The organism is Actinacidiphila cocklensis, assembly GCF_907177275.1.
Taxonomy (GTDB): domain Bacteria; phylum Actinomycetota; class Actinomycetes; order Streptomycetales; family Streptomycetaceae; genus Actinacidiphila; species Actinacidiphila cocklensis.
Window position 1 is genome coordinate 20,630 of the sequence record NZ_CAJSLV010000072.1, and the last position, 13,252, is coordinate 33,881.

At 71.7% G+C, this 13,252-nt stretch carries 14 protein-coding genes; 4 read left to right on the forward strand and 10 right to left on the reverse strand.

Going from position 1 to position 13,252, the window contains the following annotated elements; genetic code table 11:
* Positions 1–147 precede the first annotated feature (147 nt).
* Together NFU81_RS26790 and NFU81_RS26795 are read left to right on the forward strand one after the other, a co-directional pair.
* Positions 148–516 (forward strand): hypothetical protein, encoded by a 369-nt coding sequence (locus tag NFU81_RS26790; RefSeq protein WP_251494866.1) that lies wholly within the window; start codon positions 148–150, stop codon positions 514–516.
* A gap of 34 nt (positions 517–550) precedes the next feature.
* The gene (locus tag NFU81_RS26795; RefSeq protein ID WP_251494986.1) at positions 551–1,030 is read left to right on the forward strand and encodes a hypothetical protein; all 480 of its coding nucleotides are present in this window, start codon (positions 551–553) and stop codon (positions 1,028–1,030) included.
* A 17-nt stretch (positions 1,031–1,047) separates the two neighbouring features.
* On the opposite strand, the gene NFU81_RS26800 is transcribed toward NFU81_RS26795, so the two are convergent.
* The 3 genes from NFU81_RS26800 to NFU81_RS26810 form a co-directional block, all read right to left on the reverse strand.
* The gene (locus tag NFU81_RS26800; protein ID WP_251494869.1) at positions 1,048–1,554 is read right to left on the reverse strand and encodes a GNAT family N-acetyltransferase; all 507 of its coding nucleotides are present in this window, start codon (positions 1,552–1,554) and stop codon (positions 1,048–1,050) included.
* A 205-nt stretch (positions 1,555–1,759) separates the two neighbouring features.
* Positions 1,760–2,326, reverse strand: coding sequence for an RNA polymerase sigma factor (locus tag NFU81_RS26805; protein WP_251494872.1), 567 nt, complete (start codon positions 2,324–2,326; stop codon positions 1,760–1,762).
* Between the two features lie 95 nt (positions 2,327–2,421).
* Positions 2,422–3,588 (reverse strand): glycerophosphodiester phosphodiesterase, encoded by a 1,167-nt coding sequence (locus NFU81_RS26810; RefSeq protein ID WP_251494874.1) that lies wholly within the window; start codon positions 3,586–3,588, stop codon positions 2,422–2,424.
* A 188-nt stretch (positions 3,589–3,776) separates the two neighbouring features.
* Here NFU81_RS26810 and NFU81_RS26815 point away from each other — a divergent pair, with 188 nt between their 5' ends.
* Both NFU81_RS26815 and NFU81_RS26820 read left to right on the forward strand, forming a co-directional pair.
* Positions 3,777–4,445 carry a lysophospholipid acyltransferase family protein gene (locus NFU81_RS26815; protein WP_251494877.1) on the forward strand — a complete coding sequence of 223 codons (669 nt, stop codon included), beginning with the start codon at positions 3,777–3,779 and terminating at the stop codon, positions 4,443–4,445.
* Between the two features lie 139 nt (positions 4,446–4,584).
* Positions 4,585–5,529, forward strand: coding sequence for a glutamate ABC transporter substrate-binding protein (locus NFU81_RS26820; RefSeq protein WP_251494879.1), 945 nt, complete (start codon positions 4,585–4,587; stop codon positions 5,527–5,529).
* Here NFU81_RS26820 and argH read toward each other — a convergent pair.
* From argH to argC, 7 genes are all read right to left on the reverse strand, one after another.
* A complete protein-coding gene (argH, locus tag NFU81_RS26825; RefSeq protein ID WP_251494882.1) occupies positions 5,517–6,980 on the reverse strand; it encodes an argininosuccinate lyase in 1,464 nt (487 codons plus the stop codon). The genes NFU81_RS26820 and argH overlap by 13 nt on opposite strands.
* Positions 6,977–8,173 carry an argininosuccinate synthase gene (locus tag NFU81_RS26830; protein WP_251494885.1) on the reverse strand — a complete coding sequence of 399 codons (1,197 nt, stop codon included), beginning with the start codon at positions 8,171–8,173 and terminating at the stop codon, positions 6,977–6,979. The genes argH and NFU81_RS26830 overlap by 4 nt, the downstream gene beginning before the upstream one ends.
* A 117-nt stretch (positions 8,174–8,290) precedes the next feature.
* On the reverse strand, positions 8,291–8,824 hold the full coding sequence (locus NFU81_RS26835; protein ID WP_205045655.1) for an arginine repressor: 534 nt from the start codon (positions 8,822–8,824) through the stop codon (positions 8,291–8,293).
* A gap of 7 nt (positions 8,825–8,831) precedes the next feature.
* Entirely contained in the window at positions 8,832–10,103 is a 1,272-nt protein-coding gene (locus tag NFU81_RS26840; protein ID WP_274037523.1) for an acetylornithine transaminase, read from the reverse strand.
* Complete coding sequence (argB, locus tag NFU81_RS26845; RefSeq protein ID WP_251494887.1) at positions 10,100–11,059, reverse strand: acetylglutamate kinase; 960 nt, start codon at positions 11,057–11,059, stop codon at positions 10,100–10,102. Before argB ends, NFU81_RS26840 begins: the two co-directional genes overlap by 4 nt.
* The gene (gene argJ / locus NFU81_RS26850; protein ID WP_251494890.1) at positions 11,056–12,207 is read right to left on the reverse strand and encodes a bifunctional glutamate N-acetyltransferase/amino-acid acetyltransferase ArgJ; all 1,152 of its coding nucleotides are present in this window, start codon (positions 12,205–12,207) and stop codon (positions 11,056–11,058) included. Before argJ ends, argB begins: the two co-directional genes overlap by 4 nt.
* The gene (gene argC / locus NFU81_RS26855; protein WP_251494893.1) at positions 12,204–13,232 is read right to left on the reverse strand and encodes an N-acetyl-gamma-glutamyl-phosphate reductase; all 1,029 of its coding nucleotides are present in this window, start codon (positions 13,230–13,232) and stop codon (positions 12,204–12,206) included. Before argC ends, argJ begins: the two co-directional genes overlap by 4 nt.
* Positions 13,233–13,252: the final 20 nt, after the last annotated feature.

Consider the following 13,252-nt stretch of genomic DNA (forward strand, 5'->3'; position numbering starts at 1 on the left):
CATTATGCGGACACAGCGTCGACATGGTGACTTCACAGCCCCGGAGCCGCCCCTTCCGGCCGCCGGGACCGCCGGGGCCACCGGTGGCGGCGCCCGAGGGCGGGGGTGGCGGACCGGCGGCCGGACGGTCCGTAATAAAGTCGGCGCATGCTCGACGCGGTCACCCTCACGGTCACGGTCACGGCACTGCTGCTCGCGGTGTGGTGCGCCTACGCCGCGTACCGCGACGAGCCGACCAACGACTGGCACTTCATCGGCATGGCCGTGGTCGCGCTCGCCGCGCTGGTCCAGCTGGCGGTGGGGCTGGTGCAGCTCGGACAGGGCGACCGCCCCGACCACGGGGTGGCCACCTTCGTCGGTTACCTGATCGGCGCGGCCTGCACGATTCCGCTGGCGGCCCTCATGTCGCTGACCGAGCGCAGCCGCTGGGGCTCGGCGGTCGTGGCGGCCGGCGGTGTGATCCTGGCCGTGCTCGAACTGCGGCTGCACGAGATCTGGGGAGCCGGCAATGGCTGACGAGAGCACCGCGGACGGCACGGAGGACACGGCGATGGCGCAGCAGCAGACAACGGCGGCACCCGGGGAGCCCGCCGCCGGGCCCCGCGGCAGGCGGCTCGGGCAGGGGCCGGGCCGGCTGCTGCTGTGGTTCTACGGCGTCTTCACGGTGGCCGCGCTGTCCCGCTCGATCGTGCAGATCAGCACCAAGTTCTCGGACGCGCCGCTGGCGTACGTGCTGTCGCTCGCGGCCGGCGTGGTCTACGCGGTGATCACCGTGGCTCTGTGGCGGGGCGGCGACCAGGCCCGCAGGATCGCCCTGGTGTCCTGCTCGGCCGAGCTGATCGGGGTGATCGCGGTCGGCGTGCTGACGGTGGCCGACTCCTCGGCCTTCCCCGACGCGACGGTCTGGTCCGACTTCGGCGTCGGCTACGTCTTCCTGCCGCTGATCCTGCCGGTCATGGGCCTGCTGTGGCTGCGCGAGGCAGGCCGGCCGGAGCGCGGCACCCAGGAGAGTGCCGCACCCCGGCCGTGACGTTCACGCCGTGACGTTCACGCGGTCGCTGCGTAGCCGGCGGTCTCCGCGGACTTCTCCATGGTGACCAGGCTCAGCCTGCGGGTGACCGGCTCGGCCACACCGACCTGCTCGTAGCCGAGCTTGCGGTACATCCGCAGGTTGACCTCGCTGCGGTGCCCGGTGAACAGCCGGTACCGCTTGGCCTCCGCCTCCGCCGCGAGCCGGTCCTCCAGGGCGTGCAGCAAACGCCCGCCCAGGCCGTGCCGCTGCAGGCGCGGATGCACGATCAGCTTGCCGATCCTGGCGGTGCCGTCGTCGTCGACGGCACCCCGCACGGAACCGACGACCTCCTCGCCGAGGCGCGCCACCAGCACGCAGCCCCCCGACAGTTCGGCACGCAGGTCCTCCAGGGTCTGGGTCAGCGGTTCGATGCTGTAGTCGCCGTACAGCTCGGCTTCACTTTGGTAGCAGAGGTACTGGAGTTTCAGGATCTTCTCGGCGTCGCTCGACTCCGCCGTAGAGATGGTCACGCTCATGCCCATGCGCGCAGGCCTCCCCTTCGAATCCGTCCGGGCAGTTTGAGGGTGAGGTATGCGCCCGGGACGTGTGCCTGACCGGAGTTGGTGCGGGTGTGCGCCGCCTCCGTGGCGCCGATGATCGCACAAAGATTCCGGTGGGGTACCGCCTGAGCGCTACCCGTCTCAGTCCCGTCCGGGCGTGCCGAGGGTGCCCACTGCCACTGACTGTTTACCGTGCATTACCCCGTCTCACCGGGGATCCAACCCTCGAATTCAGGATGGATCGCAGACACCCCAGACACCGCGAGCGCAGCGGCCCCAGACTGCCCTGTGAGATTCCCAACTCCCGGGAGATTTGCCGGTATGTGGGGTCAGAACCGGACATCAGAGCGTGTACCACCTGCGGGCAGCGCCCCGGCAGCGTGCGGACGGCCGCCAGGACCGCTCGCACGGCGTCCGCGGCGATCACCCGGTCCGCGATGTCGCCCGCCGGATGCGGCAGTCGGGGCGGCGGTCCCGCGTCCTGGTCGGCGTACGGGCGCTCGCAGCGCCGCCGCACGTCGCAGGCCAGCGCCTCGGCGCGGACCGCGGCCCGCATCCAGTCGACCGGGTCGGCGGGCGGCCCGTCGTGTTCCAGCAGCCGCAGCCAGACGGCCTGTTCGAGGTCGGCGGCCTCGATCCCGGTCCCCGGCAGCGCGTAGGCGGCGGCCTCGGCCGCGAGCAGCAAGGCGTACCCGGCGGGCAGCGCGGTGGCGGCGGTGACGGTAACGGCGGCAGTGAATGCGGCGGTGTCCATGGGCACGTGCATATCCGGCTCCGCACGCCGGCCGCGCCGGGCGGATGCCCGGCGCGGCCGTGTTCACCTCATGGAGTGCACGCGGCCCGTGCGGTTCACGAGGCCCAGTAGTCCTCGCGGGCCAGCACCGCGGTGTCGGCGTTGTCCGTGAACAGGCCGTCGATACCGGTGGCGAACCAGGTCCTGAACGCGGCGATCGGGTCGCCGTAGGCGTTCGGGTCGGTGCCGACCCGGAAGTCCGCCGGCAGGAACTGGTTCTCGTTGCGGGCGGTGAAGGGGTGCAGGACGAGTCCCGCCCGGTGCGCGTCCCGGACCACGGCGGTGGGTTCGAGCAGCTTGCCCGACGCGTCCCGCGGGATGATCACGTCGGTGGTCGGGCCGATGCCCTGCGCGAACCCGGCGATCCAGCGCAACCCTTCGGGGGTGACCAGGTCGGCCACGGTCCGCTTGTCGCCGGCCACGATGAAGTCCCAGGGCTGCGAGGTCAGGCCGTTGAGCAGGAAGACCTTGGTCGCGGCCGCGCCCAGCCGGCCGAGCCGCTGCAGGCTCTGCGCCTCGAAGGACTGCAGGAACTGCGGGGCGTCGGCGCGGTGCCTGCCGTACGGCTTGAGCAGCGCGACCAGCCGCTCCTCCAGCGGCAGGCCGATGCCGCGGAAGTAGGTGGGGTGCTTGGTCTCGGTGTGCAGCCAGACCGGCCTGCCGCGCCTGCGGCCCTCCTTGTCGGCCCACTCCAGCACCTCGGCGAAGGTGGGGATGTCCCAACGGCCGTTGTAGATCGCGTTGTGCGGCCGGACGGCGGGCAGCCGCTCGACGGCACGCAGCCGCTTCAGCTCGGCGAGGGTGAAGTCCTCGGTGAACCAGCCGGTGGTGGCGGTGCCGTCGATGGTCCTGGTGGTCCTGCGGCCGGCGAACTCGGGGTGGTCGGCGACGTCGGTGGTGCCGCCGATCTCCGGCTCGTGGCGGCACACCAGGTGCCCGTCCCTGGTGGGTACGACGTCCTGCTCGACGACGTCCGCGCCGATCGCCAGCGCGTACTCGTACGATCCGAAGGTGTGTTCGGGGCGGTAGCCTGCGCTGCCGCGGTGGCCGACGATGGTCGGCACCGGCAGCTTCGGGGCGCCCCCGTGCCCCTTGCCCGTGCCGCCGGAGGGCTGGGCCTGCGCCGCGCCCGCGGTGCCGATCACCGCGCCGCCCGCGCCGAGGGCTGCCGCGGACAGCAGGGTGCGCCTGCCGGGGCCGGTCGTGTGCTGGTCATCCGTCATGCACGCATCGTGCCGCGAGCAGCTTGACTGCGTCCGACGCCGGACGGAACACATCCGTAACTCAGGTCAACACCGCGTGGCATCTCCGTGAACCCGACGTGCGGCGGCGCCCCTCCCGGAAGTATCGTCCTCGTGTACGTACGGGCCGGTAGGTCCGGCCGCCCCACCGCGTGAACCGGAGGAATGCGTTGTCCCGCAGCGTGCTCAAGGCGATTCTCGGACTGCTGATGCGGGTCCTGTACCGCCCCCGGGTCGAGGGTCTCGCGAACATCCCGGGCGACGGTCCGGTGATCGTGGCCGGCAACCACGTCACCTTCGTCGACTCGCTGTTCCTGTCGCTCGTGGTGGAGCGGCAGGTCTACTTCATCGGCAAGGACGCGTACGTCACCGGCAAGGGCGTCAAGGGCCGGCTGATGGCGTGGTTCTTCACCACCTGCGGCATGATCCCGGTGGACCGGGACGGCGGGCACGGCGGGGTGGCGGCGCTGATGACCGGCCGCCGGGTGCTGGAGGAGGGCCGGATCTTCGGCATCTACCCCGAGGGCACCCGCTCCCCCGACGGCCGGCTCTACCGCGGCCGCACCGGTGTCGCCCGGCTGGCCCTGATGACCGGCGCCCCCGTGGTGCCGTTCGCGATGATCGGCACGGACAAGGTGCAGCCCGGCGGCTCCGGCATGCTGCGGATCGCCCCGGTCACCATCCGCTTCGGCAGCCCGCTGGAGTTCGCCCGCTACGAGGGCATGGACCGCGACCGCTACGTCCTGCGGGCCGTCACCGACGAGGTCATGAGCGAGGTCATGCGGCTCGGCGGCCAGGAGTACGTCGACATCTACGCGACCAAGGCCAAGGCCGCCTGACGGCCGCCCCGGCGGACAGCCCGCCGCGCGTGCGGCGCGGCGGCAGGAACCGCGGGGAGATCACCGGCGTCGTCCGTTGCACAGGACGGGACCCGGTGTCAGGGGGGCTGCGGTGCGCGGTGGCTTACGGTACGGGACGGTGGCTGCGGCTCTCGCGGCGGTACTGCTGACGGGCTGCTCGTCGGGCGGCGGAACTCCGGAGCGGGAGCAGCGGACCGCCGCCCCCGGTCAGGTGCCGCAGTCCTCGGCGCGGCCGGCGGACGCCACGCGGTGCGGCGCGACCCCGCGGAGCTACCGGCCGGCGGGGGCGCTGCCGCAACCGGGTCACATGCCGGCGAAGTCGACGATGGCGGGGATCGTGGCCCGCGGCCGGCTGATCGCCGGGGTGGACCAGAACTCGTATCTGTTCGGCTACCGCAACCCGCTGACCGGGCAGCTCGACGGCTACGAGATCGAGCTGCTGAAGCGGGTCTCGACCGCGCTGTTCGGCCGTCCCGACCGCATCCAGTTCCGCACCATCACCTCGGCCCAGCGCATTCCGGTGCTGCTGCAGAAGGACCCGGTCGACATCGTGATCGACTCGATGACGATCAACTGCGAGCGCTGGCAGAGCGTGGCCTTCTCCAGCGACTACATGGACGCCGGCCAGCGGGTGCTGGTACCCAAGGACTCGACGGCGAAGTCCATCGACGACCTCGGCGGCCGGAAAGTGTGCGCGGCGTCGGGCACGACCTCCATCGACACCCTCAGGGGGCTCAAGGAGCACCCGGTGGTCGCGGTGGGCGTCAAGGACTGGACGGACTGCCTGATGCTCATGCAGCTGGGCCAGGTGGACGCGGTCTCGACCGACGACACCATCCTGATCGGCCTGCAGCGGCAGGACCCGAACACCAAGCTGATCGGCCCGCGCTTCACCGCGGAACCGCACGGCATCGCCATGCAGCCGCGGCAGGTGGACTTCGTGCGGTTCGTCAACGGGGTCCTGGAGCAGATGCGGCAGGACGGCTCGCTGGAGAAGCTCGCGCGCGACTGGCTGGGAGACGGCACCACCTTCGGGCCGCCTCCCGCTGTCTACCGGGACTGAGTCCCGGCGGTGCCCGGAGCCTGGCTGCCGGCCCTGGCCGCCCAGTCGTGCTGGACCGCCAGGTCGGCCTTGACCTCGGCGAGCTGGACGGCGACCGCGCTCGGCGCCGTACCGCCGCGGCCGCTGCGGGAGGCCAGCGCGCCCCGCACGTCGAGCACGTCGCGGACCTCGGGCGTCAGGTGCGGGGAGATCTTGCCGAACTGCTCGTCGGTCAGCTCGTGCAGCTCGATGTCCTCGGCCTCGCAGACCTTGACGCACTCCCCCGCGACCTCGTGCGCGACCCGGAAGGGCACGCCCTGCTTGACCAGCCACTCGGCGATGTCGGTGGCGAGCGAGAAACCGGCGGGTGCCAGCTGCGCCATCCGCTCGGTGTGCACCGTCAGGGTGGCCATCATTCCGGTGAACGCCGGCAGCAGCACCTCAAGGGTGTCGCAGGAGTCGAAGACCGGCTCCTTGTCCTCCTGGAGGTCCCGGTTGTACGCCAGCGGCAGCGCCTTGAGCGTGGCCATCAGCCCGGTGAGGTTGCCGATCAGCCGCCCGGACTTGCCGCGGGCCAGTTCGGCGATGTCCGGGTTCTTCTTCTGCGGCATGATCGACGAGCCGGTGGAGAAGGCGTCGTGCAGGGTCACGAAGGAGAATTCCTTGGTGTTCCAGATGATCACCTCCTCGGCGATCCGCGACAGGTTCACGCCGATCATCGCGGTGACGAAGGCGAACTCGGCCGCGAAGTCCCGCGAGGCGGTGCCGTCGATCGAGTTGCCGACCGAGCCGTGCTCGAAGCCCAGGTCGCGGGCGACGGCCTCGGGGTCGAGGCCGAGCGAGGACCCGCCGAGCGCGCCGGCGCCGTAGGGCGACACCGCGGTGCGCTCGTCCCACTGGCGCAGCCGCTCGGCGTCCCTGGACAGCGACTGGACGTGCGCCAGCATGTGGTGCGCGAACAGCACCGGCTGGGCGTGCTGGAGGTGGGTGCGGCCGGGCATCGCGGCGTCCGGGTGCGCCTCGGCGAGGCCGACCAGCGCGTCCTGCAGGTCGGCGACCAGGCCGCCGATGGTGCGGGCGTGGTCGCGCAGGTACATCCGGAAGAGGGTGGCGATCTGGTCGTTGCGCGACCGGCCGGCCCGCAGCTTGCCGCCCAGTTCCGCGCCGAGGCGCTCCACCAGGCCGCGTTCCAGTGCGGTGTGCACGTCCTCGTCGGCGATGGTGCCGGTGAAGTCGCCGGCGGCCACGTCCGCTTCCAGCGCGTCGAGGCCGGCGATCATCCGGTCCAGCTCGTCCGCGGTCAGCAGCTCGGCCCGGTAGAGGGCGCGGGCGTGCGCGCGGGAGCCGGCGATGTCGTAGGGCGCGAGCCGGAAGTCGAAGTGGACGGAGGCCGACAGCGCTTCCAGGGCCGCGGAGGGCCCGTCGGCGAACCGGCTGCTCCACAGCTTGCTGCTCTTCGCGTCGGCGGTCACAGTGTCACGTCCCTCTTGGCGGCGATCTTGCTGGACATGCCGAAGATCTCGATGAAGCCCTTGGACAGGGACTGGTCGAAGGTGTCGCCGGTGTCGTAGGTGGCGAGGTTGAAGTCGTAGAGCGACTCGCCGGACTTCCTGCCGTTGACGACGGCCCGGCCGCCGTGCATGACCATCCGGATGTCGCCGGTGACGTGCTCGTTGGCCTCGGCGATGAAGCCGTCCAGCGCCCGCTTGAGCGGCGAGAACCACAGGCCGTCGTAGACCAGCTCGCCCCAGCGCTGCTCGACCTGCCGCTTGTAGCGGGCGAGTTCCCGCTCGACGGTGACGTTCTCCAGCTCCTGGTGGGCGGTGATCAGCGCGATCGCGCCGGGAGCCTCGTAGATCTCCCGCGACTTGATGCCGACCAGCCGGTCCTCGACCATGTCGATCCGGCCGATGCCCTGGGCGCCGGCCCGCACGTTGAGCAGCTGGATCGCCTCCAGGACGGTCACCTCCTGGCCGTCGATCGCGACCGGGACGCCCTTGCGGAAGCTGATGACGACCTCGTCGGCCTCCCGCGGGGTGGCCGGGTTCTGCGTGTACTCGTAGACGTCCTCGATCGGCGCGTTCCAGATGTCCTCCAGGAAGCCGGTCTCCACGGCCCGCCCGAAGACGTTCTGGTCGATGGAGTACGGCGACTTCTTGGTGGTGGCGATCGGCAGGTTGTTGGCCTCGCAGAAGGCGATGGCCTTGTCCCGGGTCATCGCGTAGTCCCTGACGGGCGCGATGCAGCGCAGCTCGGGGGCGAGCGAGGAGATGCCGGCCTCGAAGCGGACCTGGTCGTTGCCCTTGCCGGTGCAGCCGTGGGCGACGGTGTCGGCGCCGTGCTTGCGGGCGGCCGCGACCAGGTGCTTGACGATGGTGGGCCGGGACAGCGCGGAGACCAGCGGGTAGCGGTCCATGTAGAGCGCGTTGGCCTTGATCGCCGGCAGGCAGTACTCCTCGGCGAACTCGTCCTTGGCGTCCGCGACCTCGGCCTCGACGGCACCGCAGGCGATGGCGCGCTTGCGGATGACGTCCAGGTCCTCCCCGCCCTGGCCGACGTCCACGGCCACGGCGATGACTTCGGCGCCGGTCTCCTCGGCGATCCAGCCGATGGCGACGGAGGTGTCAAGGCCGCCTGAGTAGGCGAGTACGACGCGCTCGGTCACGGGTCTCTCCTTACGGTGCATACGCTGACTCGTATAAGTATGCACTCCACCGTATGCTTCGTCAAAACCGCAGGTCAGCGTGTCCTACGGTGGTATAGGGAGTGCGGGTGGGGGGAGCTAGACCTCGCCCTGGGCGAGGCGCAGCAGGTGGTCGGCGAGCTTCTGGCCGCCGGTGGGGTCCCGGCTGATCAGGACGACGGTGTCGTCACCGGCGATCGTACCGAGGATGTCGTAGACCTCCGCGGTGTCTATGGCCGACGCGAGGAACTGTGCCGCGCCTGGCGGAGTACGCACGACCACCAGGTTGGCCGAGGCCTCGGCGGAGATCAGCAGCTCACCCGCCAGCCGCCGCATCCGCTCCTCCTTGACCGACTCGCCGAGCGGCGCCTGCGGGGTGCGGAACCCGCCCTCGGAGGGGACGGCGTAGATCAGCTCGCCGTCGTTGGTGCGGATCTTGACCGCGCCCAGTTCGTCCAGGTCGCGGCTGAGCGTCGCCTGTGTGACGCTCAGCCCGTCGTCGGCGAGCAGCTTGGCGAGCTGGCTCTGGGACCGCACCGGCTGCCGGCCGAGGATGTCCACGATCCTGCGGTGCCGGGCCGTACGGGTCTGCGGTACGGCCTGGCCGCCGCCGTGCTGCTGGGCCTCGCTCATCGTCGCGTCATTCTCCGTCTGTCCCCCGGACTCCGGCGGTGCCCCGGGCTGCCCGGTTCTGCTGGTTCGCCTGCCACACCTGGTCGAGGACGCCGGGCAGCACCCGGAGGAACGCGTCCGTCTCGTCGTCGCCGACGATCAGCGGCGGAGCGAGCCGTACCGTGTCGGGCACGGCGGCGTTCACCAGGAGTCCGGCGTCCTGAGCCGCCTGCTGGATCGGTGCGGACAGCGGCTCGGTGAGCACGATACCGATCAGCAGGCCCGCGCCGCGCACATGATCGACCAGCGGGTGCCGCAGCGCCTCGATCCCCTCCCGCAGCTTCTCGCCCTGCCGCTTGACGTGGTCGAGCAGCCCTTCGGTCTCGATGGTGTCGAGCACGGCGAGCGCGGCGGCGCAGGCCACCGGGTTGCCGCCGAAGGTCGACCCGTGCGCACCGGGGGTGAGCAGCTCGGCCGCGGCCCCGAAGGCGACGGTCGCGCCGATCGGCAGCCCGCCGCCCAGGCCCTTGGCCAGTGTCACCACGTCGGGCTCGACGCCCTGGGCCAGGCACTCGAACCAGTGGCCCGTCCGGCCGATGCCGGTCTGCACCTCGTCCAGCACCAGCAGGGTGCCGGTCGCCGCGGTGATCTCCCGGGCGGCCCGCAGGTAGCCGGCCGGCGGCAGGACCACGCCGTTCTCGCCCTGGATCGGCTCGATGATCACCAGCGCGGTGTCGGTGCCGACGGCCGCCCGCAGCGCCGCCACGTCGCCGAACGGCACGTGGACGACCTCGCCGGGCAGCGGCGCGAAGCCGGCCTGCTTCTTCGGCTGGCCGGTCAGCGCGAGGGCGCCCATCGTCCGGCCGTGGAAGGCGCCGTCGGTGGCGACCATCCGGGTGCGGCCGGTGAGCCGGCCGATCTTGAAGGCGGCCTCGTTGGCCTCGGCGCCGGAGTTGCTGAAGTAGACCCGCCCTGACCTGCCGAACAGCTGGAGCAGCCGCTCGGCGACGGCGATCGGCGGCTCGGCGATGAAGAGGTTGGAGACGTGCCCGAGCGAGCCGACCTGCCGGGTCACCGCCTCGACCACCGCCGGGTGGGCGGTGCCCAGCGAGTTGACCGCGATACCGCCGAGGAAGTCCAGGTAGACCTTGCCGTCGGCGTCCCAGAACCGCGCGCCCTCACCCCGTACCAGCGGCACCCGGGGCAGGCCGTAGTTGTCCATCAGCGCGCCCTGCCAGCGGGTGGCCAGCGCCTCGTTGCCGGTCGTGGCCGTGCTGGTGATGTCCGTGGTGCCGGTCACCGTACTCCCCCTTCTGCGGCTGCCTGCTCGGGTACGTACTCTGTCGTGTGCTGCGGGGCGGGCGGCCGCGGGTCGTCGGGGACGACCATCGTGCCGATGCCCTCGTCGGTGAAGATCTCCAGCAGGATCGAGTGCTGGACCCGGCCGTCGATGACCCGGGCGGTGTGCACGCCGTTGCGTACCGCGTACAGGCAGCCGCGCATCTTCGGGACCATGCCGCTGGACAGGTCGGGCAGGAGTTTCTCCAGCTCGGTGGCGGTGAGCCGGCTGATCACGTCGTCGCTGTGCGGCCAGTCCTCGTAGAGCCCCTCGACGTCGGTGAGCACCATCAGCGTCTCGGCGCCCAGCGCCGCGGCCAGTGCGGCGGCGGCGGTGTCGGCGTTGACGTTGTAGATGTGCCCGTCGTCCGCGGCCCGTGCGATCGAGGAGACCACCGGGATTCGGCCGTCGGCGAGCAGCGCCTCGATCGCGCCGGTGTCGATGGCGGTGATCTCGCCGACCCGGCCGATGTCGACCGGCTCGCCGTCGATCGTCGGGAAGTGCTTGACCGCGGTGATGGTGTGCGCGTCCTCGCCGGTCAGGCCGACCGCGAGCGGGCCGTGCTGGTTGAGCAGCCCGACCAGTTCCCGCTGCACCTGCCCGGCCAGCACCATCCGGACCACGTCCATCGCCTCGGGCGTGGTGACCCGCAGCCCGGCCTTGAACTCGCTGACCAGGCCGTGCCGGTCGAGCGCCGCGTTGATCTGCGGGCCGCCGCCGTGCACGACGACCGGCTTGAGGCCGGCCTGCCGCAGGAAGACCACGTCCTGCGCGAAGGCGGCCTTCAGCTCCTCGTCGACCATGGCGTTGCCGCCGAACTTGATCACCACGACCCGGCCGTTGTGCCGGGTCAGCCAGGGCAGGGCCTCGATGAGCACCTGCGCCTTGGGCAGGGCCGAGTGCTTGCGCGCCGTCATGAGCTGTACGCGCTGTTCTCGTGGACGTAGTCGGCGGTGAGGTCGTTGGTCCAGATCACCGCCGACGCGTCGCCCGCGGCCAGGTCCGCGGTGATCACGACCTCCCGGAAGCGCATGTCGACCAGGTCGCGGTCGTCGCCGACCGAGCCGTTCCTGCACACCCACACGCCGTTGATGGCGACGTTGAGCCGGTCCGGCTCGAAGGCGGCGGAGGTGGTGCCGATCGCGGACAGCACCCGGCCCCAGTTGGGGTCCTCGCCGTGGATCGCGCACTTGAGCAGGTTGCTGCGGGAGATGGTGCGGCCGACGTCGACCGCCTCGTCCTCGCTGGCCGCGTTGACGACCTCGATCCTGATGTCCTTGCTCGCGCCCTCGGCGTCCCCGATCAGCTGCCTGGCCAGGTCGGCGCAGACGGTGCGGACCGCGTCGGCGAACTCGTCGTAGCCGGGGACGACGCCGGACGCGCCGGAGGCCAGCAGCAGCACGGTGTCGTTGGTCGACATGCAGCCGTCGGAGTCGGCCCGGTCGAAGGTCACCCGGGTGGCGTCCCGCAGCGCCTTGTCCAGCGTCGGGGTGTCCAGGTCGGCGTCGGTGGTGAGCACCACCAGCATGGTGGCCAGGCCCGGCGCGAGCATGCCCGCGCCCTTGGCCATGCCGCCGACGGTCCAGCCCGCGCCGCCGGCCACCGCGGTCTTGTGGACGGTGTCGGTGGTCTTGATGGCGATGGCGGCCTTCTCACCGCCGTGCTCGGACAGTTCGGCCGCAGCCTGCCCGATGCCGGGCAGCAGCCTGTCCATCGGCAGCAGCACGCCGATCAGGCCGGTGGAGGCCACCGCGATCTCGCCCGCGCTGTGGCCCAGCACCTCGGCGGCCCGCTCGGCGGTGGCGTGGGTGTCCTGGAAGCCCTGCGGTCCCGTACAGGCGTTGGCGCCGCCGGAGTTGAGGACGACGGCGGTCACCGCACCCCCCTTGAGGACCTGCTCCGACCACAGCACGGGCGCGGCCTTCACCCGGTTGGAGGTGAAGACGCCCGCGGCGGCGCGGCGCGGCCCCGAGTTGACCACGAGGGCCAGGTCCGGGTTGCCGTTCGCCTTGATCCCCGCGGCGATACCCGCCGCCTGGAATCCTTTCGCTGCGGTCACGCTCATGGAGCGACTCCGATCATGGGAAGACCCGTCGCCTCGGGCAGTCCGAGGGCGATGTTCATGCTCTGCACCGCGCCGCCCGCGGTGCCCTTGGTCAGGTTGTCGATGGCGCTGATCGCGATGATCCGGTGGGCGTCCTGGTCGTAGGCCACCTGGAGGTGGACGGCGTTGGAGCCGTACACCGACGCGGTCGCGGGCCACTGGCCCTCCGGCAGCAGGTGGACGAACGGCTCGTCGGCGTAGGCCTTCTCATACGCCGCGCGCACCTCGGCGGCGGTGACGCCGGGGCGTGCCTTGGCGGTGCAGGTGGCGAGGATGCCGCGGGGCATCGGCGCCAGCGTCGGCGTGAAGGAGACGCCGACCCGGGTGCCGGCCGCGGCGCTGAGGTTCTGGATCATCTCCGGGGTGTGCCGGTGGCCGCCGCCGACGCCGTACGGGCTCATCGACCCCATGACCTCCGAGCCCAGCAGGTGCGGCTTGGCGGCCTTGCCCGCGCCCGAGGTGCCGGACGCGGCGACGACGACCGCCTCGTCCTCGGCGAGCGCGGCGGCGTAGGCGGGGACGAGCGCGAGCGATACGGCGGTGGGGTAGCAGCCGGGGACGGCGATCCGCCGGGTCCCGGCCAGCGCGGTGCGCGCACCGGGCAGCTCGGGCAGTCCGTACGGCCAGGTGCCGGCGTGCGGCGAGCCGTAGAAGCGCTCCCAGTCCGCCGCGTCCTGCAGCCGGAAGTCGGCGCCCATGTCGACCACGAGCACGTCCTGGCCGAGCTGTTCGGCCACCGCCGCGGACTGCCCGTGCGGCAGCGCGAGGAAGACCACGTCGTGCCCGGCGAGCACCTCGGCGGAGGTGTCCTGGAGCACCCGGTCCGCCAGCGGCACCAGGTGCGGCTGCACCCCGCCGAGCCGCTGCCCGGCGCTGGAGTGCGCGGTCACCGCCCCGATCTCGACCTCGGGATGCCCGGCCAGCAGCCGCAGCACCTCACCGCCCGCATACCCGCTCGCCCCGGCAACCGCCGCTCGCACTTCCATCGAACCCTCCTCGTCAATGG